This window comes from Rhodococcus sp. OS5 (assembly GCF_056837585.1).
Genome location: NZ_CM166368.1, coordinates 2,477,048 through 2,503,448, shown reverse-complemented (window position 1 = coordinate 2,503,448; position 26,401 = coordinate 2,477,048). Strand labels below are relative to the sequence as shown.

Sequence of the window (26,401 nt, the reverse complement as noted above, 5' to 3'; positions counted from 1 at the left end):
ACTGGTCGGTTGCGTCTCTACGGAACCGCGATGACTGTCATGGAGCCTGGTGCCACTTCCGTGAAACCAGCGTCACGAACCGCGACGGCCTCCGACTTCTTCAGCCGAACTACTGCTTCGGCCCACTGTTCCGGGCTCGCGTCGCGCACCGAGCAGCGAAAGTCGTTCTGCGCCCAGGCCCAGCACTGTTTCTCGGACATGGCCGCCGCCAACAACATCGAGGCATGCCCGACCTGTGCCGACGCCTTGCCAACCGTCATCTCGAGCGCCGAGTCGATCCACAGCACCGGAAGACCAGGCTCCGGCGGGCCAGGCTCGTCGTGCTCGAGATCGGTCCCACCGATCTGCAACTTCTTGATTCGCGGGTCCAGTTCTCCGACCGGCCCGGGAACCAGAGCCCGCGCCTGCGCGCCATCCACATCGACGGTGATTCCCGGTACCTCCTGCGCGGCGAGCCACTGCGCTCCTCGCGCTCGACGAGACACCTTCCGAATCCGGGCACCCACCCACGCCGAATAGTCCTCGTGCCAGGGGCCGGGTTCCCCGTCTTCGGTGAACCCGACGCGTTCGTCCAGACACAGCGCCACAGCCGCCGTTGCCGCAGCCTCCAGCAGTGCGGTGCGCTTGGGCGGGTCTGCCTTCGGAATGTGCAGAACGATCGGCATCGCCAACACCAGCGCCGGATCCGCGGGATCGTCTCGCCCTCCGTACCCAGCAGCCAGCACCGCGTGGCGCTCGCGCCAGCGCGAATCGGGGCCGGACATCACAGCTGGATCGGAACTGAATGCTGGATCGGAACTCATGGAATCGGTACGCGTCGCACGCCACCGTCGACGGCGTCCGCAGCCTCGACCTCGTCGCGGGTCACACCGAGAATGAACAGCACAGCGTCGAGGAAGGGATGCGACAACGCAGCATCTGCGACCTCCCGCAACGCAGGCTTGGCGTTGAACGCCACGCCCAGGCCCGCGGCGTTGAGCATGTCGATGTCGTTGGCACCGTCACCGACGGCGACGGTCTGTTCCATCGGCACACCGACCTGATCGGCGAACTTGCGCAGCGCAACGGCCTTCGCGGCGCGGTCGACGATTTCACCGATCACACGTCCGGTCAGCTTGCCGTCGACGATTTCGAGGGTGTTGGCGTGCACGAAGTCCAGTTCGAGTTCGTGTGCGAGGCCTTCGATGACCTGCCGGAAGCCACCCGACACCACGCCGCAGTGGAATCCGAGACGGCGCAGGGTGCGAATCGTGGTTCGCGCACCCGGCGTCAGTTCGATGCTCTCTGCCACCTCGTCGATGACGGAGGCGTCGAGACCGGCGAGTGTCGCCACACGCTGGTGCAGTGATTCGGTGAAGTCGATCTCGCCGCGCATCGCAGCTTCGGTGACGGCGCGGACCTCGTCCTCGACGCCGGCCTTCGCGGCGAGCATCTCGATGACCTCGCCCTGGACGAGCGTCGAGTCCACGTCGAACACGATCAGACGCTTGGCCCGGCGAGCGAGACCTGCGCGCTCGACCGCGATGTCGACGTTTTCGAGAGCGGCGACCTCGGCGAGTCCGGTGCGCAGCTTCGCGTCGCCGTCGGCCGTATCGGCCGCGCTGACGCTGAGTTCGAGGCCGGTGACCGGATAGTCGGCGACACCACGGATGGAATCGATGTTTGCGCCCTGCTTCGCGAGTTCGCGTGCCACCGATCGCATTGCGCGAGCATTGACCGGGCTACCGAGAACAACGACCGCGTGGGTGGACACCGCGGGCCGTCCGGGATCGGCACCGATTTCGATGTCGACGTTCATTCCGACCGTCGCCATCGCCTGTTCGAGTTCTTCCTGAAGCGCTTCGGGATCGTTCGGGCAGGCAACCATGACACCGAGTGTCAGTCGACCTCGAATCACCACCTGCTCCACGTCGAGTAGACGCACATCGTGCCGCGACAGCGCCGCGAACAGTACCGAGGTGACGCCAGGGCGGTCCGGCCCGGTCACAGTCACCAGAACAGTGGTGTCAGAGGCACCCACCGAAAACTCCGATCGTTTCTTCGTTCGCGTCTTGATCGTCACTATTGTGCCAAGCGAAAGGCCCCACCCGTTACTCGGGCGGGGCCTTCGCTGATTACTTCAGTGTGTTACTTCGCTCAGGAGCGGCTGTCGGTTCCGGGGTCGCCTTCGTCCCCGACCGTGAGCGGCTCGTGACGAGCATCTTCGAGCACGGTGCTGGCGTTCTTCCCGCCGTGGCCGGGGCCGACGTGCGCTTCCGCGCGCATCCGCTCCACCATGTGCGGGTAGTGCAGCTCGAACGCCGGACGCTCGCTACGGATGCGCGGCAACTCGGTGAAGTTGTGACGCGGCGGCGGGCAGGTGGTTGCCCACTCCAGCGAGTTTCCGTAACCCCACGGATCGTCGACGGTGACAACTTCGCCGTAGCGGTAACTCTTGAAGACGTTCCAGATGAACGGAAGCGTCGAGGCACCGAGTACGAAGGCGAAGATCGTGGACACCGAGTTCAGAACCGTGAACCCGTCCGAGGGCAGGTAGTCGGCGTAACGACGCGGCATACCTTCGGCGCCGAGCCAGTGCTGAACGAGGAACGTGCCGTGGAAACCGACGAACGTGGTCCAGAAGTGCCACTTGCCGAGGCGCTCGTCCATCATGCGACCGGTCATCTTCGGGAACCAGAAGTAGATACCGGCGTACGTGGCGAACACGACCGTGCCGAAGACCACGTAGTGGAAGTGGGCGACGACGAAGTAGCTGTCCGTGACGTGGAAGTCGAGCGGCGGGCTCGCGAGGATGACACCCGACAGACCACCGAAGAGGAAGGTGATCAGGAAGCCGATCGAGAACAGCATCGGCGATTCGAAGGTCAACTGCCCCTTCCACATCGTGCCGATCCAGTTGAAGATCTTCACACCTGTCGGCACGGCGATCAGGAACGTCATGAACGAGAAGTACGGCAGGAGAACAGCGCCGGTTGCGTACATGTGGTGGGCCCACACAGCGATCGACAGAGCGGCGATGGCCAACGTTGCGTACACCAGGCCGCTGTAGCCGAAGATCGGCTTACGGCTGAAGACCGGGAAGATCTCCGAGACGATGCCGAAGAACGGCAGCGCGATGATGTACACCTCGGGGTGACCGAAGAACCAGAACAGGTGCTGCCACAGGAGCACACCGCCCGTTGCCGGGTCGAAGATGTGCCCACCGAGATGGCGGTCGACGAACAGACCCATGAATGCAGCGGTCAGCAGCGGGAACGCCAGCAGGATCAGGATGCTGGTGATGAAGATGTTCCAGGTGAAGATCGGCATGCGGAACATGGTCATACCGGGTGCGCGCAGGCAGATCACGGTGGTGACCATGTTGACGCCACCGAGGATGGTGCCGAGGCCGGCGACGGCCAGACCCAGGACCCACAGGTCGGCGCCGACGCCGGGGCTGTGCAGCGCGCTGGTCAGCGGCGTGTACGCCGTCCAACCGAAGTCTGCTGCGCCACCGGGCGTGACGAATCCGGCCGTCGTGATGATCGCACCGAACAGGTACAGCCAGTAGCTGAACGCGTTCAGGCGCGGGAACGCGACGTCGGGTGCACCGATTTGGAGCGGAAGAATGTAGTTCGCGAAGCCGAAGACGATCGGGGTCGCGTACAGCAGCAGCATGATCGTGCCGTGCATGGTGAACAGCTGGTTGAACTGTTCGTTGGAAAGGAACTGCATGCCGGGTACAGCAAGTTCGGCACGCATCATCAGTGCCATGAGGCCACCGATGAGGAAGAAGGCGATGGAAGTCGCCAAGTACATGATTCCGAGCACCTTGGGATCGGTGGTCGTGATCATCTTGAAAATGAATGAGCCCTTGGGTCCCTGCCGCGGCGGGTAAGGCCTGGCCGGCGCTATCGTGGGGACTGGCTGGGGCGCTACGGCAGTCACTGATCCTCCTGAATGTGCCTTTGGTCGCTCCGCAGACTCCGTCAAAGAGCCCTTGGTTGCGCCCGCAGGGTCCGTCGCCCGGGCTGCGGACAACGGCTTCTGGCTTGCGCTCATCGAATCGTAGACCGTGACTCCGAGGCACCGCGACCCGGTCCTACTCTGCGTCGTACTCGAGCATCCGTTTTTCACGGCACCGAACGAACGACCTGCGGTTTATGTTCCCCCGGGAGTCCGAACCCACTTCCGAATCGGCGTGTCGTGCGCGTCGAAGAATTCGGTCGGTGTCCGTTTTCGGCCAACCCCTCCACTGATAAGGTCACCCTCGCCTAACTCATCTCAGGAGCCAATCAGTGAAATTCTTTCCCCGCCGGGCCGCGCTGGTAGCGGTCGCAGCTTCGATCGCCTTGGTCGTTCCAGCGTGCTCGAGTAACGACGAGCCCGCTGCAAACACCAACTCGACCGAGTCGGGCGCATTTCCCCGTACCGTCGAGCACTTCCGCGGAAGCACCGAAATCCCGGCCGCACCCCAGCGGATCGTCGCGCTCGACAACAGCTTCACCGACGCCGTCCTTCTCCTCGAATCCCCGCTCGTCGGCTACGTCGACTACCGCGAGCCCGGTCTGCCCGACTACCTCGGATCCTCCCGAGAGGAATTCGCCCCGGACGCAGTCTCGGTCGGGACGGTCAGCAGTGCAAGCCTCGAGAAGATCGCCGCACTGCAGCCGGACCTCATCATCTCCGCCGAGGTCCGCGACGGGAAGAACTACGAGCAGCTCTCCGCAATCGCGCCCACCGTCTTCACCCAGACAACCGGTCCGACGTGGAAGGACAACATCCGTGTAGTCGGTCAAGCGCTGGGCAAGGAATCGCTGGCCGAGGCGAAAATCTCCGAATACGAAACTCGCGCGGCTGCCGTCGGCAAGGAAATCAACGAGAAGGCGAACAACCCGGTCATCTCGGTAGTCCGGTTCGCCGGTGAACCGACCGCACGCCTCTACCGCACTACCTCGTTCAGCGGCATCGTTCTTCAGGATGCCGGGCTGAAGCGCCCGGACAACCAGGGACCTGACCCCGCCGATGCCGGCAACATCATGATGAAGATCAGCCCCGAGCTGATCAACGAAGCCGACGCGGACGTCATCTTCATCAGCACCTGGCAGGACGCCGAGGGCAAGAGCGCCGAAGCCGCGAAGCCGTTCCTCGAGAGCCCGCTGTGGCAGACGCTTCGAGGACGCAAGGTCGACGTGGACGATTCACGTTGGATGTCGCCGGTCAGCATCCAGGGCGCCCACATGATCCTCGACGACCTCTCGGACACGTTCGAGGTGGACAAGCAGAACAGCTGAGTCGAACAGCTAACCTGAACGGCGCCCGCTCACACAGGAAGCCGTCGACTTGTCTGTTCTCTCACGCACGTCTGTTCTCTCACGCACGTCTGTTCTCTCACGCACGACCGCCTGCACGTCCGTTCGTCGTGTCTCGATCCTGGGGATCGCCGCCACGATGCTCGTCCTCGGTGGTTGCTCGTCCGACTCGTCGGACGATCCCGCGAGCACCATCGTCCGGACCACTACGTCGATCGCCGGTGCCGGCGTGATGGGCATCGAACGCGACACCGCCACCGCGTGCCCGACGCCGACGCAAGCCGACCCGGGAGCGGGCCCCGGGGTGAAGCGTCGAGTCGTACACACTGCGGGTGAAACCGAGGTTCCTTCCGATCCCCAACGGATCGTGGTCCTCGACAGCGTCTCGATGGACGCCGTGTGCGCCCTCGGCCTGTGGGAGCGGGTAGTGGGCGCCGCGACCGGTGTCGACTCACCTCAACCGTCGTACCTAGGTTTCGGCATCTCGGAGATTCCGAGTGTCGGCCCCGTGAGCGCACCTGACGTCAACGCCGTGAAGGCCGCCGCGCCGGACTTGATCCTCGGGTCCAGTCCGGCGTCCGACGGCTTGTACGGGCAACTCGACGCCATCGCCCCCACCGTGTTCGCGGGCTCGGATCCCGTGTACTGGAAAGCGCAGTTCGCCCTCGCCGGCCAGGCACTGGGCCGTTCGTCCGCGGCTGCGACGGAGCTCGACCGCTACCAGCAGGACGTCGTGCAGCTCGGCGACGCATTGAATGCATCGCAGACGCAGGCATCAGTGGTTCGGTTCGGTTCGAAGGACCTGCAGATCGAGGGCCCTGCATCCTTCGCCGGACAGATCCTCAGCGACGTCGGCGTCCGGCGCCCACCGGCGCAGCGATTGACCGATGCGACCACGGCACCGATTCCGGCCGACGATCTCAGCGCCGCCGAAGGGGACTTGATCTACGTCCTCTTCGACGGGCCGAACGGCCGTACCTACGGCACCGAGATCATGAAGAGCGACCAGTGGCAGGACCTCGCCGCTGCCACAGACCGACGTGTGTTCGTAGCGGAAGACGACATCTGGAACGGAAACGGGATGACTGCTGCCCGTGCCGTATTGGCGGACTTGAAGGGAACCTTGAACGGATATGCGAGCTGACCGGAACGAACCACAACTCCCACATTCGAGGCGGCTCGCCACAACTGTGACGGTCGGGTTCTGATCATGCCGATCCCGGAATTCATTGTCGCTTTGCGCGAGAAGGTCGGTCATGCGCCGCTCTGGCTGTCCGGAGTGAGCGTCGTGATCCGCGACGACGACGGTCGGGTCCTGCTCACCCGCCGCGCCGACAACGGTCAGTGGGCCGTCGTGTCCGGCGTTCTCGAGCCTGGGGAGGAACCGTCGGCGGCGGCGGTGCGCGAGGCGAAGGAAGAAACCGGCGTCGACGCCGAATTGGTTCGGATCACGAGTGTCGATGTCACAGAGCCCATTACGTACCCCAACGGCGACGTGACTCAGTACCTCGACGTGTGTTTCCTGGCCAGGTGGACCGGCGGAGATGCACACGTGGCGGACGACGAAAACCTCGAGGTCGCGTGGTTCGCGCCGAGCGCACTGCCTTCGGACATGACGGAAACCTCGCGTCTGCGCCTCGCAAAAGCGTTGCTGGACAAGCCGGAAGCGTGGTTTCAGCGCTAGTCCGCTCCCAATACACGGCCGAAGCCCGATTCCCGCGTGTGCAGGAGTCGGGCTTCGGTGTGTAGGTCGCTCTGGAAATCCCGAGCGGGTCGCTCTAGAAATCCCAGTCGTCGTCTTCGGTGTTGACGGCTTTGCCGATGACGTAGGAGCTACCCGAGCCGGAGAAGAAGTCGTGATTCTCGTCCGCATTCGGTGAAAGTGCCGACAGGATAGCCGGATTGACGTCCGTCTCGTCCTTCGGGAAGAGGCCTTCGTAGCCGAGATTGTTGAGCGCCTTGTTGGCGTTGTAGCGCAGGAACTTCTTGACATCCTCGGTCAGACCGACGCCGTCGTAGAGGTCCTGGGTGTAGTCGACCTCGTTCTCGTAGAGCTCGAAGAGCAACTCGAACGTGTAGTTCTTGAGCTCTTCACGCTCGGCCTCGGTGAGCTGTTCGAGGCCCTTCTGGTACTTGTAGCCGATGTAGTACCCGTGCACGGCCTCGTCGCGGATGATGAGGCGGATGAGGTCTGCGGTGTTGGTGAGCTTGGCTCGCGAGGACCAGTACATCGGCAGGTAGAAGCCGGAGTAGAAGAGGAAGCTCTCGAGGAGCGTCGATGCGACCTTGCGCTTGAGCGGCGACTCGCCGTTGTAGTAGTCGAGAACGATCTGCGCCTTGCGCTGCAGGTTGGGGTTCTCCTCCGACCAGCGGAACGCGTCGTCGATGTCGGGGGTGGAGCACAGCGTCGAGAAGATCGAGCTGTAACTCTTCGCGTGCACCGATTCCATGAAGGCGATGTTGGTGTACACCGCTTCTTCGTGGGGAGTGATCGCGTCCGGGATGAGGCTGACGGCGCCGACCGTTCCCTGGATGGTGTCGAGCAGCGTCAGGCCCGTGAAGACGCGCATGGTGAGCTGCTGCTCCTGCGCGGTCAGCGTTCCCCAGGACGGGATGTCGTTGGAGACCGGCACCTTTTCGGGCAGCCAGAAGTTGCTGACGAGGCGATCCCATACCTCGGCGTCCTTCTCGTCCTGGACGCGATTCCAGTTGATGGCGGAAACGCGACTGACCAGCTTGACCATAATTCCTACCTAGCGAGAGAGATACTGCCGAATGTTGGCTTGCCTGAACACTACCCGTTGTGTCGGGTTCGCGATGCCAACACAACAACATGTGTCGCACGCGCCCCTCCACGAGTACAAAAAATGTGATATCAATTAAATATCACTTACCGATGGAAAGCGAGTCTCGCATGACCAGCACACCCACCGTGGCCGAGAAACCGACCGGTGTCGCCACCACAACGATCGCCGAACGCCCAGGCTGGGACCTGTCCGGCAGCTGGATGCTCCTCGGCGGCGTCCTTCTCTTCCTGGCCGGAATCGCGCTGTCCGTCGTTGGCGGAGTTCTGGGACTCTTCGCCCTGATTCCGGTCGGAGTGGTGCTGTTCATCGCGTCACTCCCCCTCCTGATGGGCCTGACCTTGGTGCAACCTAATCAAGCCCGAGTTCTGCAACTTCTCGGAAGCTCGTACAGCGGCACCTTGCGCACGCCGGGACTGCGATGGACAAACCCGCTGACGGTCCGTCGATCGATCTCGACGCGCATCCGAAACCATGAGACCGGTCAGGCGAAAGTGAACGACGCCGACGGCAATCCCATCGAGATCTCGGCGGTGGTCGTCTGGCAGGTGGCCGACACAGCGCTCGCCTCGTTCCAGGTGGACGATTACGAGGAGTTCGTCTCCGTACAGACCGAGGCGGCCGTCCGCCATATCGCCGGTAGCTACCCGTACGACGCCGAAGGCCGAGTCTCGTTGCGCGAGAACGCCGATATCATCACCACCACCTTGTCGGAGGAGGTTCACGCCCGCGTACGTGCTGCGGGTGTCGAAGTTATCGAGACACGCATCAACCGGCTCTCGTATGCACCCGAAATCGCCAGCGCGATGCTTCGGCGCCAGCAAGCGGGTGCAGTGATCGCCGCCCGCAAGCAAATCGTCGAAGGTGCGGTGTCCATGGTCGACATGGCACTCAAGCAGCTCGAGGAAAAGCACGTCGTCGAACTCGACGAGGAACGGAAGGCGACGATGATCAGTAACCTTCTGGTCGTGCTGTGCGGCGACCGCGACGCACAACCGGTGCTCAACACCGGTTCGCTCTACCAGTAAAGGAAAGGCCACATGGCCACGGATCCAGCTCCGCGATCCGAGCGTAAGAAGATCCTTCTTCGGTTGGACCCAGCGGTGCACGACGCGCTTGCCCGCTGGGCCGCCGACGATCTCCGAAGTACCAACGCCCAGATCGAGTTTCTCCTTCGGCGCGCACTCACCGAGCACGGTCGAATGCCGAAGAACGCCGGCAAGATGCACGGTCCCGGCCGCCCGCCGGCCTGATACCCCTGTGCGCCTTTTTGGTAGTAACCACTACCGAAAAGGCGCACGGGGGCGGAGCCCTTTACAGCATGCAGGAAACGCAGCCCTCGACCTCGGTGCCTTCGAGTGCCATCTGACGCAGACGGATGTAGTACAGCGTCTTGATGCCCTTACGCCACGCGTAGATCTGCGCCTTGTTGATGTCGCGAGTGGTTGCGGTGTCCTTGAAGAACAGCGTCAGCGACAGGCCCTGGTCGACGTGTTGCGTTGCGGCAGCATAGGTGTCGACGATCTTCTCGTACCCGATTTCGTAGGCATCCTGGTAGTACTCCAGGTTGTCGTTGGTCAGGTAGGGCGCCGGGTAGTAGACGCGGCCGATCTTGCCTTCCTTGCGGATCTCGATCTTCGACGCCACCGGGTGGATGGAGCTGGTGGAGTAGTTGATGTACGAGATCGAGCCGGTCGGCGGGACGGCCTGAAGGTTCTGGTTGTAGATACCGTGCTTCTGAACCGAAGCCTTCAGCTCACGCCAGTCGTCCTGAGTGGGGATGTGCAGCTTCGCATCGGCGAAGAGTCCGCGAACCTTGTCGGTTGCCGGCTCCCAAGCCTGATCGGTGTACTTGTCGAAGAATTCACCCGAGGCGTACTTCGACTCCGGGAAACCCTTGAAGTACGAGCCGCGCTCGATGGCGATCTTGTTCGACGCACGCAGTGCGTGGAAGAGCACGGTGTAGAAGTAGATGTTCGTGAAGTCGATGCCTTCTTCGCTGCCGTAGAAGATCCGCTCACGAGCAAGGTATCCGTGCAGGTTCATCTGACCGAGGCCGATGGCGTGAGAGTCGTTGTTGCCCTGCTCGATCGACGGCACCGAGTAGATGTGCGTCTGATCGGACACCGCCGTCAATCCGCGGATCGACACTTCGATGGTCTTGGCGAAGTCGGGCGAGTCCATGGTCTTCGCGATGTTCAGCGAACCCAGGTTGCAGGAGATGTCCTTGCCGACCTTCGAGTAGGACAGGTCGTCGTTGAACAGTGAAGGCGTCGAAACCTGCAGGATCTCCGAGCACAGGTTCGAGTGCGTGATCTTGCCCTCGATCGGGTTTGCCCGGTTCACCGTGTCCTCGAACATGATGTAGGGGTAGCCCGATTCGAACTGCAATTCGGCGACGGTCTGGAAGAACTCGCGAGCTTTGATCTTGGACTTGCGAATTCGCTTGTCGTCGACCATCTCGTAGTACTTCTCGGAGACGTTGATGTCGGAGAACGGAACTCCGTAGATGCGCTCGACGTCGTACGGCGAGAACAGGTACATGTCCTCGTTCTTCTTCGCCAGTTCGAACGTGATGTCCGGGATCACGACGCCGAGTGAGAGCGTCTTGATACGGATCTTCTCGTCGGCGTTCTCACGCTTGGTGTCGAGGAACCGGTAGATGTCGGGGTGGTGCGCATGCAGGTACACAGCACCGGCGCCCTGACGCGCACCCAACTGGTTGGCGTAGGAGAACGAGTCCTCGAGAAGCTTCATGATCGGGATGACACCCGAACTCTGGTTCTCGATCTTCTTGATCGGGGCGCCGTGCTCACGAACGTTGGTGAGCAGCAAGGCAACTCCGCCACCGCGCTTGGACAGCTGCAGTGCCGAGTTGATGGAGCGACCGATGGACTCCATGTTGTCTTCGATACGAAGCAGGAAGCAGGACACGGGCTCACCGCGCTGCTTCTTGCCCGAGTTCAGGAACGTCGGGGTGGCGGGCTGGAAGCGTCCGGCGATGATCTCGTCGACGAGTTCGACGGCCAGGTCTTCGTTGCCTGCGGCCAGGGTGAGCGCAACCATGCAGACACGATCTTCGAAACGCTCGAGGTAGCGCTTACCGTCGAAGGTCTTGAGCGTGTAGGAGGTGTAGTACTTGAATGCACCCAGGAACGTCGGGAAGCGGAACTTCTTGGCGTACGCGTGATCGATCAGGAACTTCACGAAAGTACGTGAGTACTGATCGAGAACCTCGGGCTCGTAATAGTTTTCCTCGACGAGGTAGTCCAGCTTCTCGTCGAGGTTGTGGAAGAACACGGTGTTCTGGTTGACGTGCTGCAAGAAGTACTGACGGGCTGCAGCGACATCCATCTCGAACTGGATCTCACCGTTGGCGCCGTACAGGTTGAGCATGGCGTTGAGTGCGTGGTAGTCGAGACCGTTGGTGGAATCGCCGCCGCGCGCATCACGCTCTACGCTTCCTGCCGCGATCGTGTCAGTGATGGTTGGCGCCACTGCCCGTGCTCCTTCTCTGTTTCGAGATGATTCCAGAACTCCCCCAAGCCTTCTCGTACCCGGTCGACGTCCTCGGCAGTGCCCATGAGTTCGAACCGGTACAGAAAAGGAACGTGGCATTTCTGGGAAATGATGTTTCCTGCATAGCAAAAGGACTCACCGAAATTGGTGTTTCCCGCCGCGATCACTGCTCTGATCAACGACCTGTTGTGTGGATTGTTCAAAAAACGAATGACCGGCTTCGGTACATAACTGGTGTCGCGCCCTGTCACGGTGACCCCGCCACCATAGGTGGGCAGAATCAGCACATAGGGCTCGTCTACACGAAATGAGCCGTCACGGTCATGGATAGGTATACGTGTCGCAGGCAGGCCGAGACGTTGAACGAATCGGTGGGTGTTCTCCGACACGCTGGAAAAGTAGACCAGCGAAGTCATCGGTTGTCACCATTTTCTTGTACGGTGCCCGGAACTACTCAGATGTGTCGGCGGAGGTGTCCACCGCCGACACTGCGGCGCTTCAAGCAGCGACGGTCAGGGTCTTGATGCGATCGGGACGGAAGCCCGACCAGTGATCTTCACCGGCAACCACGATGGGTGCCTGGAGGTACCCGAGAGCCATGACGTAGTCGCGGGCTTCGGCATCCTCGGTGATGTCGATGACGTTGTATTCGAGACCGGCCTTGTCCAGGGCGCGGTAGGTGGCATTGCACTGAACGCAAGCGGGCTTGGTGTAGACGGTGATGCTCATGAGAGTCCCTCTTTCGCTTAGCCAACAAAGGCCGATGTAGTGATGTTCAGCACCGATACGACCGATTGCCGGAGTCTCGCTCGAAGCGTTCCGCGTTGTGGTCTCTCAGTGCTCAAGACACTACACCTAGTGGCCGACAGAAACACATAACGCGAGATGTTGTGAGTCACATCGTTGGAATTCCCAGGTCGCCCCTGTTCAGCGCCTTCATTTCCCGGCGCGTCGGCGTGTCGCGCGTCACAGTTTATTTTTTTGCTCGCCGGCCTCTCGGAGCCGCGCCACGGACCTACCATGAGCGTCGTGGAAACACCCCCGAAGGACGAGGCTCCACGCCACCAGGCAACCGTGACGAGAACACAGCAGGTGACACCGTTGATGCGCAGAATCACCTTCGGTGGGGAGGGCCTGAGCGACTTCGAGACGAGTGGTAGCCCGGACGAACGGGTGCTCGTCAGATTCCCTCTCATTCCCCCTCACGCCCGCAGTTACACGGTCCGGCGCTGGCAGCCGTCGAAGAACGAGCTGGAGATCGACTTCGTTCTCCACGGCCACGGCGGCGCGGCACTCTGGGCCGCGACTGCGCAACCGGGCGAGACCGTTCACCTCTCGACGGCGAGCGGGTGGTTCACGCCGCCGGCAGGTTGCGACTGGCTGCTGATGGTCGCCGATCACGCCGCTCTGCCCGCGATCGGGCGAATTCTCGAAGAAGCACCCGACGGTCTACCGATCCACGTCATCGCGCAGGTACCCGCGCCGAGCGAACAGCAGACGTTCACGACGCGCGCCGACGCTCACTACCGATGGATCGAGGAATCGGACTCGCTGCTCGCCGAATTGGCCGGCGCTGCCCTGCCTCCCGGCGAGGGCTACATCTGGTGTGCAGTCGAGGCCGCGACCGCCAGACGCATCCGCGCCCATCTGCGTCGAACATGGGAAATCCCGGCACCCCGCATGCACGTGATGGGTTACTGGCGGGAGGACAAGGAGAACTGGGAGCGTCGGTACGCCGTCGTCGCCGACCGTATCGACGCCGCGATGGGCGAAGCGATGATGGCCGGCAAGGATTTCGAGTCGGTTCGCGACGCCGTCGACGACGCGATGGAACGCGAAGGGCTTTAGCGCATATGGGCGTGACTCGCATACGAGTGAGGGCCATACCTTCCGGCATGGCCCTCACTCGTGAAACGGATTACGCGTTGACGAGCTGCTTGCCGGCGTCGACGAGGTCGGAGACGACCTTGGAGACCTGAGCGAGCACCTCTGCGTTCTCACGCGGGTGCAGCTCACCGAACAGTGCGCCGGTTCCACCGATGCTCAGTGCGGTGTCCTCGACGACCTTGCCGCCGGCGATGCGGACTGCCTTGGTGGTGTCTTCGTGTGCCCACTTGGCGCCGTTGCCACTGGGCGAAGCGCTGATGACTGCGACAGCCTTGTCCTTGACTGCACCGACACCGTACGGACGCGAGATCCAGTCGATGGCGTTCTTCAGAACTGCGGGGATGGTGCCGTTGTATTCGGGGGTGACGAGCAGGAACGCGTCAGCGTCGCTCGCAGCGGCGCGCAGTGCGTCGACAGCGGGAATGGAAGCACCCTCGACGTCGATGTCTTCGTTGTAGAAGGGGACGTCGGCGAGGCCTTCGAAGACCGTCAGCGTTGCACCCTCGGGCGCGGCGGACACAGCCGTCTCGGCAAGCTGGCGGTTGACGGATCCGGCGCGCAGGCTGCCGACGAGAACGAGAACATTGGTCTGTGACATAGCGAGTTTCCTTCGAGAGTGGTGCGGTTGGTGGCTCCGGTTGAAAGTTATATCAACTAAACGGACCGCGGTCCACTTACATTCCCCGGCCCTGTAACCTGATCCCGTGAGCGCAATCCCCCTCCCCCAGATCGGCGCCGCGCCGGTCGAGCGCGGTGACGCAGCACGTAACCGCGTACTTCTGCTCGACGCCGCAGCCCTCCTCGTTGCCGAGCGAGGTGTCGACGCGGTGACGATGGATGCTGTCGCGTGCCGGGCCGGTGTGGGCAAGGGCACAGTTTTTCGGCGCTTCGGCAATCGATCGGGACTGATGCAGGCTTTGCTCGATCACACCGAGCGAGAACTGCAGCAGGCATTCATGTTCGGCCCCCCACCGTTGGGTCCGGGCGCGCCGCCGATCGAGCGCCTCATCGCGTTCGGCCGAGCCCGGATTGCCATGGTGGAAGTACAGGGCGAAGTCCTCCGAGCAGCGGAAAACGCTCCTGAATACCGCTTCGGCGGTCCGGCCCGGGCGCTCGGCATCGCTCACGTCATCGGGCTTCTTCGAGGAGCCGGCGTCGAGGGCGACCTCGATCTGCTCGCTTCAGCACTGTTGGCACCACTCGAAGCGTCGCTCGTCCTTCATCAGGTGCGCGATCTCGGGATGACCACCGAGCGTCTGGCCGCCGGCTGGGAAGACCTTGCCCGGCGCGTTACTCGATGTTGACTCCCCCGATCCGTCCCACCACTTAATGTGAGCCCATGCGCATCGCTGCAGCCGTCATCGGCCTCCTGACCATCGCCGCGGTAAGTGGTTGCTCCGCTTCGTCCGACTCCCCCGAAGACAAGACGGATCCCTCCGGTCGTGTGTTCATCTCGACCTCCGTGGATGGAACACAAATTCCCGGCGGCGGCCCGCTGACTCTCGACTTCAGCCAGGCCGGTCGAGTGTCCGCGAGCGCCGGATGCAACACGGCAAACGGTTCGGTCGAGTTCAACGACGGCACGCTGACCACCGGCACCATGGCGTCGACCATGATGGGCTGCCCTCCCGGCATCGCCGAGTCCGACTCCTGGACAACAACATTGCTGACCGCCGCGCCGGCGTGGAGCCTCGACGGCGACACCCTCGTCCTGACATCGAAGGACGCCACAGTCACCCTGCAGGACAAGAAAATCGTCACGCCGGATCGACCGCTGCAGGGCACGACGTGGACTGTCACGTCCCTCATCAGTCCCGATGCGATCAGTACGAGCCTGGCTCTGGAGACGTCAGCTCCCGAACTGACGATTGCCGCAGACGGTTCGGTCAGCGGGAGCACCGGATGCAATCGCATGACCGGAAGCGCCCAGACGTCCGACACCACAGTCACGTTCACGCCGATGGCAACCACGCGTATGGCTTGCCCCGAGGAGAACATGGACATCGAGCGCCAGATCCTGGCGGTGCTCGACGGCGAAGTGAGCTACACCGTCGACGCCGACACGCTGACCCTGCGCAAGCCCGACGACACCGGATTGATACTGACTGCGCAGGCTTGACCAGACGCTGCAGGCTCGATCAGACGTTGTCGAGCAGCCAGCGCCCCAACTCGCGGGCGCTGGCATCGATCATCGCGGGCCAGTCCAAGGCCGAGTCGTCCGCGTGATCGCTGACGTGTTTGACGAGTCGGCAGGTAGCACCCGCAGCCTGCGCGGCGAATGCGATGGCAAATCCCTCCATGTCGACCAGATCGGCTCGCTGTGCAAGGGCGTCCCGGGTTGCAGCGTCGGCGATGAATGCGTCGCCGGTCGCCAACACCGAGTCGTCACCGCCGGCGAGCACCAAACGGTCCGCGACGTCGTGCCCCAGCGCTCGGATCGCGGTGCTGCTGATGTCGTGATTGATGACGACGCCGGGAACATAGAGGCCGCCGTGGTGCGCGTGCAGCGCACCGGCTGTCCCGATGTTGACGACCAGCGGCAGATCATCCCGCTCGTACCGCGCGAGAGCAGAGGCGACTGCTGTTGCAGCACTGACCTTTCCAATCCCCGTGACCAGCAGTTCGCATCCTTGCGGCACGTATGCCGCTTCCGACTTCGTCGCACTGACCACCAGAACGTTGTTCGCACTCATGTGCGCGACCGTACCGCCCCGGATACGGTGGCACTGCACGCGCCTGCTCACATCGCTAGAGTCCATTCATGGCCACACTGCGTGAAAGCATCATCGAAGAACTCGGCACAAAGCCGACAATCGACGCCGCAGCGGAGGTTCGCGCGCGAGTCCAGTTCCTGAAGGACTACGTGCGCTCGACCCCCGCCAAAGGGTTCGTTCTGGGAATCAGCGGCGGTCAGGACAGCACGCTCGCCGGAGCCCTCGCCCAACGCGCGGTCACGGAACTTCGTGAAGAAGGCCACGAGGCCGAGTTCGTCGCCGTTCGACTCCCCTATGGCGCTCAGGCTGACGAATCCGACGCTCAGATCGCGCTCGGCTTCATCAAGCCGGACCGCTCTCTCACGGTCAACGTCAAGCCTGGCGCCGACGCGACGGCCCGTGAGGCCTCCGAGGCGTTGGGGAACGGCGAACTACGCGACTTCGTCCGCGGCAACATCAAGGCGCGCGAACGAATGGTCATCCAGTATGCGATTGCCGGTCAGCTCGGCTACCTCGTGATCGGTACCGACCACGCCGCAGAAGCGATTACCGGCTTCTTCACGAAATTCGGTGACGGCGGTGTCGACATCACGCCGCTCACCGGCTTGAGCAAACGCCAGGGCGCTGCATTGCTGCAGGAATTGGGCGCACCCGAGAGCACGTGGCGCAAGGTGCCGACCGCCGACCTGGAGGACGACCGACCCGCGCTACCCGACGAAGTTGCCCTCGGCGTCACGTACTCACAGATAGACGACTACCTCGAAGGAAAGGACGTTTCCTCCGAGGTAGCCGAGAAGCTCGAGAAGATGTTCACCAACACTCGTCACAAGCGCACGGTGCCGGTCACACCCCTCGATGACTGGTGGAAGTAACTCCTACCAGAGCTCTTACCAGCGACTAGCTACCGAACAGGCTGCCGAAGACGTCGCCCAGCGAACCCGTTCCCGAAGCCGGATCCTTCTTCGCGAAGTTGGTGGTGCATCCGTTGAACTGCACTGCATCGACCAGCGTCGACGTGGCGGCGGAACCGGTGCCCACACTGACGCCGTAGTGGTCGACTACCGCGTTCGGGTTCGCGGCGACGATGTCAGCCAAAGGCACTGACACGCGGTCCTTGGCGCCGTCGATGTTCTGAGTGCTCCACCACACGCCCTTCTGGAGATCCGCGTGAACGCCGCCGTCAGCCGTCGGCGTCGCGTCGGGTCCCGGGACCCACACCAGGGTGGTGAATCCGTTCTCGAACTTTCCGCCGGTGGTTCCGGTGAGGCGGAGCTGGAATGCCGCAGTCGGCGTGGCGGCGCGCTCGGCAAAGCCGATCGCCTTGCCGACTGCGTCGGACAGCTTGATACCGCCGGCCGAATGGTAGGAAACCGAACGATCGCCGGTACCGTCGACGGCCAGCTTCAGTGAGCCGTCCTTGTCGAGAACGTTGTCGGCCGAGTACGACGCGGTCTGATCCTTCTCGTCGGTGAACGGGATGCCCCACCCGTTCGGCGTCGCTTCGGTGGACAGGGTCGAGCACGAGGCTTCCGGCGCAGAAGAGCCGAGAGAACCGGTGGACGGAAGCGCAGTAGCAATTGCCGGAGCGGTGAGTGCAGCTGCCCCGAGGAGCGCTACGACGACTCCGACACGGCGCGTGGAATTAATCGACATTGAAATACCTTTCACATATCCCGAGTGGAATTGCGCCAAAATTAACACATGTCGACAATTACCAACAGCGAAGGTATTTCTTTTGTCATCCAAACAGATGACAATTCACCTTGGCAATTCGAAGTGCATTCGCTCCCCCAAAAGTAGGAGAAACTAAACAAAACGACCAATGCTGGACAATTGACCAACAATGGAGAAAACGGAGATAGATGCCACTTGAGCTGGAGTGATCAAGATATAAATATTTGGACCGGCAAACCGAAAAAGGACAATACGTCGGCAGCCCACAAATAGCTACGCCGGCAATTCTCGGACTAGCCTCCAGCGAAAGGCGGAAGAATATCGACAGCGCTACCGGAGGCTCGAGAGACGTCGCGGGTCAACTCGTCACCGACGAGGAAAGCCGAGACCGACAGCACTCGCTCCATCTCCGGTCCGTATCGCCCGACCAGCACCGCCACCAACTCGGCAAGTGTGTTGTCAGGCGAGATGGCGACTACCTCGCTACGGCAACCGGATACATCCGCTGCAGCAGCAAAGTAACGAACCGAGATCGAATGCGGATCAGCCACCAATCGCTCCCATACTTCTTTCCGGCGGAACGAAGTCCGCGGCGTCGATGCCGTGCCCAGCCCACTTGTTCCACATCGCACCGCGCCACAAATCCGTTAGTTCGTCGTCACTTGCTCCGGCCCTGAGCGCGGCACGCAGATCAACTTCACGGTCACTGAACAGACATGACCGAATTGTTCCCTCTGCGGTCATTCGCGTCCGATCGCAATCACTGCAGAACGAGCGGGTCACGGAAGCGATGATCCCTACCGTCATCGTGGTCCCGTCGACACGCCATTCTTCGGCAGGAGCCGACGGATCTTCACGGCCGATTGCTTCCAATTCGAAACGGCTTCCCAAAACGGACAATAATTCAGCCGCGGTCACCATGTTCTCGCGTGCCCATGCATGGTCTGCGTCCAGAGGCATTTGCTCGATAAAGCGCAATTCGACGCCGGCTTCGAGGCACCACTGCAAAAGATCCGCCGCGCCGTGGAGCGTTTCACGCATCAGCACCGCATTGATCTTCAGTGGCGCGAGCCCGGCCGCAGCTGCCGCTCGAATTCCCGCGAGAACGGACGGCAACCTGTCTCGACGCGTCAATTCAGCGAAATGGGCGCGATCAACCGAATCCAGGGAAACATTCACGCGGGTCAAACCAGCTGCAGCCAGCTTTGCGGCACGATGTTCGAGCCCAACGGCGTTGGTAGTCATGGAAAGTGGAATTCCTGGCACGCGCGCGGCGCACCCCCCGATGATCTTTTCGAGGTCACTACGCATCAGCGGTTCGCCGCCGGTGAATCTCACCTCGCGAATACCGACTCGTTCGACGCCGATTCCGACTACTCGAATGATCTCGTCGGCACTCAGAAGATCTTCCGCAGCGATGGCCGGCAAGCCTTCCTCCGGCATGCAATACGTGCAACGAAGTGAACACTTCTCGGTGATCGAGACTCGCAGATCTCTGGCAACACGCCCGAACCTGTCGACCAGGAGATCCGTCTCGGGACGACCGGCGAGGGAGGCAGCGTCGAACCGCACGGTGGGAATTCCCATCGAGACCACTGTCATCACTTCACCAACTTCCGTATTGCTCCAGTATGACCGAAAGCCGTACTCCGTGTGTCGGACGGACCACACCGCCTAGGATCAAAACATGTCGAGGTTGTCGAGGTTACTGTCATGAGCGCGCGTTCGGTCGAGGAACACGCGTCGCACATCTCCGGATTGCTCACCGGCCTGCACACCCTCTCTCCGACGGCAGTTCCGACGGCAGAAGCGTTGGGGCGCATAACTTGCTCGGATATCGCATCGCCGGTAGACCTGCCACTCTTCCGCAACTCGCAGATGGACGGGTATGCCGTCGATGCTGCTTCTGTGGCCTCGGTTCCGACCACACTGACGGTTCGAGGCGTGATCGCCGCTGGAAGCGGAAAACCACCGAAACACCTTCCAGGATCGGCATTTCGCATCATGACCGGTGCTCCGCTCCCCGAGGGTGCCGACGCCGTTGTTCCGGTCGAGGACACAACGGGTGTCACCGAGCACGTCGTCACGATCGAACGGGGCAGGTCGGTAGGCGAATTCGTACGCGAACGTGGCAGCGACATCACCGCCGGAATGCTACTGGTCACGGCCGGAACGCACTTGGAACCTCGCCATATCGCCGCGCTGAGTGCTGTGGGCCTGGCCTCGCTCGACACCTACACGAAGCCACGGGTCGCGATAATTACGACGGGCGCCGAACTGAAAAGTGCCGGAACAACTCTCGAACCCGGTGAGATCTACGATTCCAACGGTCCAGCTTTGGCAACATTGGCCGAAGCCAACGGCGCCGATGTCGTATCCGTCGCCCGAAGCAGCGACGACCCCGCCGAGTTCCGCGAATTGCTCTCGTACGCAACCTCGGTCGCTGATCTGGTGTTCACCTCCGGCGGAGTGTCCATGGGCGACTTCGAGGTGGTGAAGGAAACTCTCACGCCTCTGGGAGCACACTTCGGCCACGTCGCAATGCAGCCGGGCGGTCCGCAAGGCACTGCAGTGGTGAACGAAGTGCCGGTACTGAGCTTCCCGGGCAACCCGGTGAGCACGATGGTCTCCTTCGAGGTCTTCGCACGGGGCGAACTGCGCCGGGCCGCGGGCCTGCCCGAGATCCCACGCGAGCGACTCCCGTTGACTGCACCGCTGCGTTCGGTGGACGGCAAGCGGCAGTTCCTGCGGGCACGCAGAACTGCGGACGGAATCGAACTCGTTGCCGGACCCGGATCGCACCTTGTTGCAGCCATGGCGTGGGCCGACGTCCTGATCGACATCCCCGCCGCCGTGACCGAGCTCGGCGCGGGCGATCTCGTCGACGTCGTCCCGCTCTCGACTTCCTCGATCTGATTCACTCGATCTGATTCAAAGGACACTGATGACCGAATTGACACACGTCGACAGCGAGGGCCGAGCGCGCATGGTCGACGTCAGCGCCAAGGCCGAGACGACGCGTATCGCCGTCGCTGCCGGCGAACTCGTCACGACCGCCGAGGTAGTTCGCCTCGTCCGCGCCGACGGCATGCCCAAGGCTGATGTCCTCACCACCGCGCGCATCGCCGGAATCGCCGGTGCGAAGAAGACCTCCGAACTGATCCCGCTGTGTCATCAACTCGCGCTCTCGTCGGTCAAGGTGGAATTCGGGTTCACCGAAACATCGATCACCGTCGAGGCGACGGCGAAGACTCGCGGACAGACCGGCGTCGAGATGGAAGCACTCACCGCCGTCGCGGTAGCCGGCCTGACCTTGCACGACATGGTCAAAGCGGTGGACCCCGGAGCTACCATGAACGGTGTTCGTCTGCTCACCAAAGACGGTGGTAAGCGCGGACATTGGACCCGCGACACTCAGAACGCACAGACAGCTCCGGCGCACACCTTCACCTCGGCACGGTCCGCGACCGTCCTCGTGGCTTCCACCGGCGGTGCGAACGGCACCAGACCCGACACCACCGGACCCACGATCGCGACCTGGCTACGTGAACGGGACTTCGAGGTACGTGGACCGCTTGTGTACGCCGACGCAGACATCGCGGCGGGCATCGCTGACGCCAAGGAGGGCTCCCCGTCACTCGTCATCAGTACCGGCGGCACCGGGGCTTCCCCCACGGATGCCACCCCGGAAGCTACCCGGGCAGTCTTGACCCGTGAGTTGCCCGGCGTCGCAGAAGCGATCCGGACCAAGGGCCTCGAGAAGACACCACACGCGTCGCTGAGCCGTGGTGTGGCAGGTCTCACAGGTACGACGGTCGTCGTCAATCTTCCGGGTTCTCCCGGTGGAGTGAAGGACGGTCTCGCCGTCCTCGGACCCATCATCGATCACCTGCTCGCGCAGGTCGCAGGCGGAGGAGCGCACGATGAGTGAGCTATTGGCTCGGATCTCCGAGCAACCGATTCACGCAGACACCGTCGACGCCGCCGTTGCCGGTCCGAAGAACGGCGCTGTTGTGGTGTTCACGGGAACGGTGCGCAATCACGATGGAGGTCAAGCGGTTTCGGCGTTGGAGTACCAAGCGCATCCGGATGCCGAACGCTTCCTCGAGACGTACTGCCAAGAGGTTGCGGCCTCGACCGGCCTGCCGGTTGCCGCGATCCATCGCGTCGGTCACCTCGAGATCGGTGATCTCGCACTGGTCGCCGCCGTCGCCGCGCCGCATCGAGCGGAGGCGTTTGCCGCGTGCGCCGAACTGGTGGAGCGCATCAAGCACGAGGTACCGATCTGGAAGCGGCAACACTTCGCGAACGGCGTCTCCGAATGGGTCGGGTTGTAGGTCGAACGCTCCGGGAAGGTAGAGTTGCGATCACTAGGTGCCTGAAATCGGGCATCCAGCGTCGTAGAACGCAAATTTTCTTGCTGAGTGCTCAATGCACCCGCTCTTCTTACGGCGAAGAAGCCTGCCGACCGGCAGCGCCGCCACCACTGTGCTTGATTGTTCGACCGGTTAATTCCCGTGTCGGCATCCGGGCACGAACACGTGCCCGAAAGGCTCTGAACACACTTGTCTGACATCTCTACGCCCGCTACCACCTTCGCAGCCCTCGGTGTGCGCGCACCGCTGGTGAAAGCTCTCGAAGACGGCGGAATCACTTCTCCGTTCCCGATCCAGATCGACACCCTCCCCGACACTCTCTCGGGGCGCGACGTACTGGGCCGCGGAAAGACCGGAAGCGGCAAGACCCTCGCGTTCTCCATCCCCATGGTCTCCCGCCTCGCCGGCGAACTGTCCGGAGGAAAGCGTCGTCCGGGTCGACCGCTCGGCCTGGTGCTCGCACCCACGCGTGAGCTCGCCACCCAGATCACCGCAACCCTCGAACCGTTGGCCGCCGCATACGACTTGCGCGTGACCACGATCTTCGGTGGTGTCTCGCAGCACCGCCAGGTTCAGGCTCTCAAGGCCGGAGTCGACATCGTCGTCGCCTGCCCCGGTCGCCTCGAAGACCTCATGAAGCAGAAGTTCGTCAGTCTCGACGCCGTCGAGATCACCGTGCTCGACGAGGCCGACCACATGGCCGACCTCGGCTTCCTGCCCGTCGTCACCCGCATCCTCTCGTCCACCCCGCAGGACGGGCAGCGTCTACTGTTCTCGGCAACGCTGGACAACGGCGTCGACAAGCTCGTCAAGCGTTTCCTCAAGAACGAGGTCATGCATTCGGTCGACGAGGCCAACTCCCCCGTCGCCGCAATGACGCACCACGTGTTCGACGTCGACGGCGTCGAAGCCAAGAAGGCTCTGGTCGAGAAGCTCGCTTCCGGTACCGGTCGTCGCATCCTGTTCATGCGCACCAAGCACCAGGCTCGCAAGTTGGCTCGCCAGCTCACCGAGTCGGGCATCCCGTCCGTTGACCTTCACGGCAACCTCTCGCAGGCTGCTCGCGACCGTAACCTGGCGGCATTCTCCGCCGGTGAAGCGCGCGTCCTCGTCGCCACCGACGTCGCAGCGCGTGGCGTCCACGTCGACGACGTCGAGTTGGTCGTCCACGTCGATCCGCCGGCCGAGCACAAGGCTTACCTGCACCGCAGTGGTCGCACCGCTCGCGCAGGCAGCGCCGGCGACGTGGTCACCGTGGTTCTGCCCGAGCAGCGTAAGGATCTTGCGATCCTTATGCGCAAGGCAGCCATCAAGGTGACCCCGGTCCGTTCGACTGCCAACTCCGAGCACGTCGTCAAGTTGGTCGGCGACATCGCACCGCACGTCACGCCGGCTCCGAAGGCTCCTGCCCAGCCCAACGGTGGACGCGGACAGCGTCCCGCCGGCCAGGGTGGACGCGGCGGCGCAGCACGTTCGGGTCAGGCTCGCTCCGGACAGGGCGGTCAGTCACGCGGTGCTCGCACCGGCGGAGCTGCCCGTCAGGAACATGCCGGTGGTGGCGCTCGCCGTCCCCGCACCGGCGGCGGCGCTCGCACCGCAGGCTCCACCGGTGGCCGTCCCGCACGCTAGGCCACCGGTACAACTCAATAGGTTTCGTAATGGACAGCGTCGGCCAATGGCCGGCGCTGTCGCCATCCGAAGCGTTCGAGATCCGGAACCTGTTGAAACTCGGTCACCTTCCCGACGCACAGCCACGCAATGGGGCGAACGGGTGACGGAATGCCCATGAGTTCGGTGAGGTACTTCTCGTCGTAGAACGAAACCCAGCCGATGCCGATCTCCTCGGCTACCGCGGCGAGCCACAAATTCTGAATTGCCAGCACCGCCGAGAACAGTCCGGTGTCGTCGACGGTATGACGGCCGAGGATGTTCGGACCACCGCGCGACGGGTCGTAAGTGACGACGATGCCGGTACCGCTCTCGGCGATTCCCTCGATCTTGATGGGGTCGAACGTCGAGCGGCGATCCTCGGGCAAGGACTGCGCGAATTTCACCCGGGCATCGGCGACGTGTGCCGCGAAGGTGTCGAGCGTCTCCGGATTACGAACGACGACAAAATCCCACGGTTGCGTGTTTCCCACGCTCGGCGCGCGATGGGCGGCGTCGAGAATGCGCATCAGAGTTTCGTCGGGGACGATCTCTCCCGAGAACTCGGCGCGAACGTCTCGCCGTCGCCGAATCGCTTCGTACACGGATACAGCTGATTCACTCACGCCCCGACGGTATAGCGGTGCAATCCCAGCATGGCGTCGGGGTGCGGTTCGACCGTTTCTTCGCGCATGCAGGCGCGGAGCGCGCTGCCGACCGCCCCCGAATCCATCCCGGTGCCGATCACGACCAGTTGCGTGGTTCGAGGTTCGCCCGACTTCCATCGCAGCGGCGTGATCCGGACATGATCACCCACCGATTGGATCTCGAATTTTCCTGTGTAGCCCGGAATCTCGAAGTTCACGAAGCCCTTGATGCGGTAAACACCCGACGGCTGATTCTCGAGAAAGTGCGTCAGAGCCCTGGCATCGAGAGGCGTCTCCGATGCGAAATCAACCGATTCGTAGCGGTGGTGCAGGTGATCGTGATGACACGAGCCGTCCTCGTGATCCTCGTCGTGCCCGTCGCGCAGGAGCTCGTCGAGGCTCAGTTGATCGCCCGGAGCCGGAGGGGTCACCTCGCCGGTATCGAACAACAGAGCGGGGTCTATCCGCGAGTGCGAGGTTTCCACCATCGGCGCTCGCGGATTCAACTTACGAATTTCGGCCGTGAATCGCTCGCGTTCGGCGACCGGAACGCTGTCGATCTTGTTGACTACCACCAGGTCTGCCAGGCGGACATGTTGATCGAGCTCGGGATGTTCGCGGCGAACGGTGGAGAAATTGGCTCCGTCGACCAGGACCACCAGGCCGCCGTAGACGACAGACGGGTTCTCACTTCCGAGGACGAGTCGAATCATGTTCCGCGGCTCGGCAAGCCCGCTGGCCTCGATGACGATCACGTCGATCCCGGACTGCCGGTGCGCCAACTTGTTCAGCATCTCGTCCATGTCCGAGACGTCGACAGCGCAGCACAAACAGCCGTTGCTGAGAGAGACCATCGAATCGACCTGACCGGCGACCATCATCGAGTCGATGTTGACGGATCCGAAGTCGTTGACGATCACGCCGATGCGTACACCGTCGTTGTTACGCAGAAGATGGTTGAGCAGCGTCGTCTTGCCCGAACCGAGAAAGCCTGCGACGACTATTACGGGAATCTGCTTCTTCGCCACCACACAACCTTCCGAAACCACACGTACCGATCAGTGATCGTAGTGGAGTGTGGCTCCGGAAGGTTCACGCTGACAGCAGACTCACACCGTGCAGAGCGGACGGATGTCCGACGTGCCCTCGGTGGTCGGTGACGTCAGGATCGTGCATGCGTTGTATCCACGGGATTCGGCGACCCGGCGGATCTCACTCCAGCCTGCCGCGTCGATGACCGCCGACCGTGAGAGCACGAACCCGGAAAGCCTGAGCGGATCGCCCACCAGTGCCCATGAATAGTCGTCGGCAATGTAGGTGACGATGTAGTTGGGTGGGCCGTCCAAGCTTTCCTGTGAGGGCACCCCGGGGAAGCTCACATGCAACTGGGCACCCGTTGCTGGATCGGTAACTCGGGCATTCCCGACGATCTCGTTGGCTTGACCGGTCCACGTCGTACACGTGTTCTTCACGCTCACGTTCGACGAATCGACGATCCCGTAACTCGCCCGGGTGTCCTTCGCGCACGCGAGGTTGAAGGGCTGAGGAATCGCCGCCACCTGGTTCCATTCCCCTACGTAGCGCGCGACGTCCAGGTTCGCCACCGGCTGCAAGGGTTCCCAGAGTGGGCTCGCCTGCGCGGTTCCCGAAAACATCGTCGCTGCGGCGCACACTCCCGCAATCGCAATCGCACTTCGCCCCGACCACTTCATGTCACTGCTCCTCGTCTGTACAACGCTCGATCGGCATTGGTTCCTCAAGACATTCGGAGCTGACGGACTGGAGGATGGGGAGGTATGTAAAACTACTTTTGGTTTGTTATGGACCTACTTCACAAACCTT

28 protein-coding genes are annotated in these 26,401 nt (G+C 62.5%); 13 read left to right on the top strand and 15 right to left on the bottom strand.

Annotation, left to right across the window (positions count from 1 at the left end):
• Positions 1–17: 17 nt before the first annotated feature.
• From ACVZUB_RS11835 to ctaD, 3 genes are all read right to left on the bottom strand, one after another.
• A complete protein-coding gene (locus ACVZUB_RS11835) occupies positions 18–803 on the bottom strand; it encodes a peptidyl-tRNA hydrolase (protein ID WP_063836273.1) in 786 nt (261 codons plus the stop codon).
• On the bottom strand, positions 800–2,020 hold the full coding sequence (serB, locus tag ACVZUB_RS11830) for a phosphoserine phosphatase SerB (protein ID WP_003944761.1): 1,221 nt from the start codon (positions 2,018–2,020) through the stop codon (positions 800–802). The genes ACVZUB_RS11835 and serB overlap by 4 nt, the downstream gene beginning before the upstream one ends.
• A gap of 116 nt (positions 2,021–2,136) precedes the next feature.
• A complete protein-coding gene (ctaD, locus tag ACVZUB_RS11825) occupies positions 2,137–3,927 on the bottom strand; it encodes an aa3-type cytochrome oxidase subunit I (protein ID WP_020907234.1) in 1,791 nt (596 codons plus the stop codon).
• A 350-nt stretch (positions 3,928–4,277) separates the two neighbouring features.
• Between ctaD and ACVZUB_RS11820 the strand changes: the two genes are divergently transcribed.
• The 3 genes from ACVZUB_RS11820 (at position 4,278) to ACVZUB_RS11810 (ending at position 6,975) form a co-directional block, all read left to right on the top strand.
• A complete protein-coding gene (locus ACVZUB_RS11820; protein ID WP_054187778.1) occupies positions 4,278–5,273 on the top strand; it encodes an ABC transporter substrate-binding protein in 996 nt (331 codons plus the stop codon).
• Between the two features lie 157 nt (positions 5,274–5,430).
• Positions 5,431–6,435 carry an iron-siderophore ABC transporter substrate-binding protein gene (locus ACVZUB_RS11815; RefSeq protein WP_231783550.1) on the top strand — a complete coding sequence of 335 codons (1,005 nt, stop codon included), beginning with the start codon at positions 5,431–5,433 and terminating at the stop codon, positions 6,433–6,435.
• 66 nt (positions 6,436–6,501) lie between these two features.
• Positions 6,502–6,975 (top strand): NUDIX hydrolase, encoded by a 474-nt coding sequence (locus ACVZUB_RS11810; RefSeq protein WP_007736052.1) that lies wholly within the window; start codon positions 6,502–6,504, stop codon positions 6,973–6,975.
• Positions 6,976–7,069: 94 nt separating this feature from the next.
• Here the strand turns inward: ACVZUB_RS11810 and nrdF are convergent, their stop codons facing one another.
• Positions 7,070–8,035, bottom strand: coding sequence for a class 1b ribonucleoside-diphosphate reductase subunit beta (gene nrdF / locus ACVZUB_RS11805; RefSeq protein ID WP_003944744.1), 966 nt, complete (start codon positions 8,033–8,035; stop codon positions 7,070–7,072).
• 170 nt (positions 8,036–8,205) lie between these two features.
• On the opposite strand from nrdF, the gene ACVZUB_RS11800 reads away from it, so the two are divergent.
• Together ACVZUB_RS11800 and ACVZUB_RS11795 are read left to right on the top strand one after the other, a co-directional pair.
• Positions 8,206–9,123, top strand: coding sequence for an SPFH domain-containing protein (locus ACVZUB_RS11800; protein WP_003944699.1), 918 nt, complete (start codon positions 8,206–8,208; stop codon positions 9,121–9,123).
• Positions 9,124–9,135: 12 nt separating this feature from the next.
• A complete protein-coding gene (locus ACVZUB_RS11795) occupies positions 9,136–9,348 on the top strand; it encodes a type II toxin-antitoxin system antitoxin (protein ID WP_003944723.1) in 213 nt (70 codons plus the stop codon).
• A 61-nt stretch (positions 9,349–9,409) separates the two neighbouring features.
• Here ACVZUB_RS11795 and nrdE read toward each other — a convergent pair whose 3' ends face one another.
• The 3 genes from nrdE to nrdH all read right to left on the bottom strand — a co-directional run bounded on the left by nrdE (position 9,410) and on the right by nrdH (position 12,343).
• Positions 9,410–11,593: a class 1b ribonucleoside-diphosphate reductase subunit alpha gene (gene nrdE, locus ACVZUB_RS11790; RefSeq protein ID WP_003944756.1), complete on the bottom strand. Its 2,184-nt coding sequence runs from the start codon at positions 11,591–11,593 to the stop codon at positions 9,410–9,412.
• The gene (gene nrdI, locus ACVZUB_RS11785) at positions 11,551–12,030 is read right to left on the bottom strand and encodes a class Ib ribonucleoside-diphosphate reductase assembly flavoprotein NrdI (protein ID WP_003944767.1); all 480 of its coding nucleotides are present in this window, start codon (positions 12,028–12,030) and stop codon (positions 11,551–11,553) included. Before nrdI ends, nrdE begins: the two co-directional genes overlap by 43 nt.
• 82 nt (positions 12,031–12,112) lie before the next feature.
• Positions 12,113–12,343 carry a glutaredoxin-like protein NrdH gene (nrdH, locus tag ACVZUB_RS11780; RefSeq protein ID WP_003944717.1) on the bottom strand — a complete coding sequence of 77 codons (231 nt, stop codon included), beginning with the start codon at positions 12,341–12,343 and terminating at the stop codon, positions 12,113–12,115.
• 291 nt (positions 12,344–12,634) lie between these two features.
• On the opposite strand from nrdH, the gene ACVZUB_RS11775 reads away from it, so the two are divergent.
• On the top strand, positions 12,635–13,462 hold the full coding sequence (locus ACVZUB_RS11775; RefSeq protein ID WP_081557697.1) for a siderophore-interacting protein: 828 nt from the start codon (positions 12,635–12,637) through the stop codon (positions 13,460–13,462).
• Positions 13,463–13,532: 70 nt separating this feature from the next.
• On the opposite strand, the gene ACVZUB_RS11770 is transcribed toward ACVZUB_RS11775, so the two are convergent.
• Complete coding sequence (locus tag ACVZUB_RS11770; protein WP_003944689.1) at positions 13,533–14,099, bottom strand: NAD(P)H-dependent oxidoreductase; 567 nt, start codon at positions 14,097–14,099, stop codon at positions 13,533–13,535.
• A 106-nt stretch (positions 14,100–14,205) separates the two neighbouring features.
• Here ACVZUB_RS11770 and ACVZUB_RS11765 point away from each other — a divergent pair, with 106 nt between their 5' ends.
• A complete protein-coding gene (locus tag ACVZUB_RS11765; protein ID WP_003944690.1) occupies positions 14,206–14,805 on the top strand; it encodes a TetR/AcrR family transcriptional regulator in 600 nt (199 codons plus the stop codon).
• Between the two features lie 35 nt (positions 14,806–14,840).
• Entirely contained in the window at positions 14,841–15,620 is a 780-nt protein-coding gene (locus tag ACVZUB_RS11760; protein WP_007736061.1) for an META domain-containing protein, read from the top strand.
• Between the two features lie 19 nt (positions 15,621–15,639).
• Here the strand turns inward: ACVZUB_RS11760 and ACVZUB_RS11755 are convergent, their stop codons facing one another.
• Positions 15,640–16,194 carry a nucleosidase gene (locus ACVZUB_RS11755; protein WP_007736063.1) on the bottom strand — a complete coding sequence of 185 codons (555 nt, stop codon included), beginning with the start codon at positions 16,192–16,194 and terminating at the stop codon, positions 15,640–15,642.
• 68 nt (positions 16,195–16,262) lie between these two features.
• Here ACVZUB_RS11755 and nadE point away from each other — a divergent pair, with 68 nt between their 5' ends.
• Positions 16,263–17,087, top strand: coding sequence for an ammonia-dependent NAD(+) synthetase (gene nadE / locus ACVZUB_RS11750; RefSeq protein ID WP_003944695.1), 825 nt, complete (start codon positions 16,263–16,265; stop codon positions 17,085–17,087).
• Between the two features lie 25 nt (positions 17,088–17,112).
• Here nadE and ACVZUB_RS11745 read toward each other — a convergent pair whose 3' ends face one another.
• From ACVZUB_RS11745 to moaA, 3 genes are all read right to left on the bottom strand, one after another.
• Positions 17,113–17,868, bottom strand: coding sequence for a hypothetical protein (locus ACVZUB_RS11745; RefSeq protein ID WP_003944763.1), 756 nt, complete (start codon positions 17,866–17,868; stop codon positions 17,113–17,115).
• 314 nt (positions 17,869–18,182) lie between these two features.
• The gene (locus ACVZUB_RS11740; RefSeq protein ID WP_003944706.1) at positions 18,183–18,440 is read right to left on the bottom strand and encodes a MoaD/ThiS family protein; all 258 of its coding nucleotides are present in this window, start codon (positions 18,438–18,440) and stop codon (positions 18,183–18,185) included.
• Positions 18,433–19,491 (bottom strand): GTP 3',8-cyclase MoaA, encoded by a 1,059-nt coding sequence (moaA, locus tag ACVZUB_RS11735; protein ID WP_482628437.1) that lies wholly within the window; start codon positions 19,489–19,491, stop codon positions 18,433–18,435. The genes ACVZUB_RS11740 and moaA overlap by 8 nt, the downstream gene beginning before the upstream one ends.
• Positions 19,492–19,602: 111 nt before the next feature.
• On the opposite strand from moaA, the gene ACVZUB_RS11730 reads away from it, so the two are divergent.
• The 4 genes from ACVZUB_RS11730 (at position 19,603) to ACVZUB_RS11715 (ending at position 23,894) form a co-directional block, all read left to right on the top strand.
• A complete protein-coding gene (locus ACVZUB_RS11730; protein WP_003944714.1) occupies positions 19,603–20,805 on the top strand; it encodes a molybdopterin molybdotransferase MoeA in 1,203 nt (400 codons plus the stop codon).
• 28 nt (positions 20,806–20,833) lie between these two features.
• Positions 20,834–21,820 carry a bifunctional molybdenum cofactor biosynthesis protein MoaC/MoaB gene (moaCB, locus tag ACVZUB_RS11725; protein ID WP_165638280.1) on the top strand — a complete coding sequence of 329 codons (987 nt, stop codon included), beginning with the start codon at positions 20,834–20,836 and terminating at the stop codon, positions 21,818–21,820.
• Positions 21,813–22,226 (top strand): molybdenum cofactor biosynthesis protein MoaE, encoded by a 414-nt coding sequence (locus ACVZUB_RS11720; RefSeq protein WP_482628436.1) that lies wholly within the window; start codon positions 21,813–21,815, stop codon positions 22,224–22,226. The genes moaCB and ACVZUB_RS11720 overlap by 8 nt, the downstream gene beginning before the upstream one ends.
• 228 nt (positions 22,227–22,454) lie before the next feature.
• The gene (locus ACVZUB_RS11715) at positions 22,455–23,894 is read left to right on the top strand and encodes a DEAD/DEAH box helicase (RefSeq protein ID WP_042450056.1); all 1,440 of its coding nucleotides are present in this window, start codon (positions 22,455–22,457) and stop codon (positions 23,892–23,894) included.
• Positions 23,895–23,908: 14 nt separating this feature from the next.
• On the opposite strand, the gene bluB is transcribed toward ACVZUB_RS11715, so the two are convergent.
• The 3 genes from bluB to ACVZUB_RS11700 form a co-directional block, all read right to left on the bottom strand.
• Positions 23,909–24,538: a 5,6-dimethylbenzimidazole synthase gene (gene bluB / locus ACVZUB_RS11710; RefSeq protein ID WP_007731309.1), complete on the bottom strand. Its 630-nt coding sequence runs from the start codon at positions 24,536–24,538 to the stop codon at positions 23,909–23,911.
• Entirely contained in the window at positions 24,535–25,587 is a 1,053-nt protein-coding gene (locus ACVZUB_RS11705) for a CobW family GTP-binding protein (RefSeq protein ID WP_482628435.1), read from the bottom strand. The genes bluB and ACVZUB_RS11705 overlap by 4 nt, the downstream gene beginning before the upstream one ends.
• An 81-nt stretch (positions 25,588–25,668) precedes the next feature.
• On the bottom strand, positions 25,669–26,271 hold the full coding sequence (locus tag ACVZUB_RS11700; protein ID WP_042924492.1) for a lipocalin family protein: 603 nt from the start codon (positions 26,269–26,271) through the stop codon (positions 25,669–25,671).
• Positions 26,272–26,401 lie beyond the last annotated feature (130 nt).

Coding starts and splice junctions, on each gene's coding strand:
- ACVZUB_RS11835 (WP_063836273.1), bottom strand. CDS start 803: ATGAGTTCCGATCCAGCATTCAGTTCCGATCCAGCTGTGATGTCCGGC.
- ACVZUB_RS11815 (WP_231783550.1), top strand. CDS start 5,431: ATGCTCGTCCTCGGTGGTTGCTCGTCCGACTCGTCGGACGATCCCGCG.
- ACVZUB_RS11810 (WP_007736052.1), top strand. CDS start 6,502: ATGCCGATCCCGGAATTCATTGTCGCTTTGCGCGAGAAGGTCGGTCAT.
- nrdF (WP_003944744.1), bottom strand. CDS start 8,035: ATGGTCAAGCTGGTCAGTCGCGTTTCCGCCATCAACTGGAATCGCGTC.
- ACVZUB_RS11800 (WP_003944699.1), top strand. CDS start 8,206: ATGACCAGCACACCCACCGTGGCCGAGAAACCGACCGGTGTCGCCACC.
- ACVZUB_RS11795 (WP_003944723.1), top strand. CDS start 9,136: ATGGCCACGGATCCAGCTCCGCGATCCGAGCGTAAGAAGATCCTTCTT.
- nrdI (WP_003944767.1), bottom strand. CDS start 12,030: ATGACTTCGCTGGTCTACTTTTCCAGCGTGTCGGAGAACACCCACCGA.
- nrdH (WP_003944717.1), bottom strand. CDS start 12,343: ATGAGCATCACCGTCTACACCAAGCCCGCTTGCGTTCAGTGCAATGCC.
- ACVZUB_RS11775 (WP_081557697.1), top strand. CDS start 12,635: ATGAGCGTCGTGGAAACACCCCCGAAGGACGAGGCTCCACGCCACCAG.
- ACVZUB_RS11770 (WP_003944689.1), bottom strand. CDS start 14,099: ATGTCACAGACCAATGTTCTCGTTCTCGTCGGCAGCCTGCGCGCCGGA.
- ACVZUB_RS11760 (WP_007736061.1), top strand. CDS start 14,841: ATGCGCATCGCTGCAGCCGTCATCGGCCTCCTGACCATCGCCGCGGTA.
- ACVZUB_RS11755 (WP_007736063.1), bottom strand. CDS start 16,194: ATGAGTGCGAACAACGTTCTGGTGGTCAGTGCGACGAAGTCGGAAGCG.
- nadE (WP_003944695.1), top strand. CDS start 16,263: ATGGCCACACTGCGTGAAAGCATCATCGAAGAACTCGGCACAAAGCCG.
- ACVZUB_RS11745 (WP_003944763.1), bottom strand. CDS start 17,868: ATGTCGATTAATTCCACGCGCCGTGTCGGAGTCGTCGTAGCGCTCCTC.
- moaA (WP_482628437.1), bottom strand. CDS start 19,491: ATGACAGTGGTCTCGATGGGAATTCCCACCGTGCGGTTCGACGCTGCC.
- ACVZUB_RS11730 (WP_003944714.1), top strand. CDS start 19,603: ATGAGCGCGCGTTCGGTCGAGGAACACGCGTCGCACATCTCCGGATTG.
- moaCB (WP_165638280.1), top strand. CDS start 20,834: ATGACCGAATTGACACACGTCGACAGCGAGGGCCGAGCGCGCATGGTC.
- ACVZUB_RS11720 (WP_482628436.1), top strand. CDS start 21,813: ATGAGTGAGCTATTGGCTCGGATCTCCGAGCAACCGATTCACGCAGAC.
- ACVZUB_RS11700 (WP_042924492.1), bottom strand. CDS start 26,271: ATGAAGTGGTCGGGGCGAAGTGCGATTGCGATTGCGGGAGTGTGCGCC.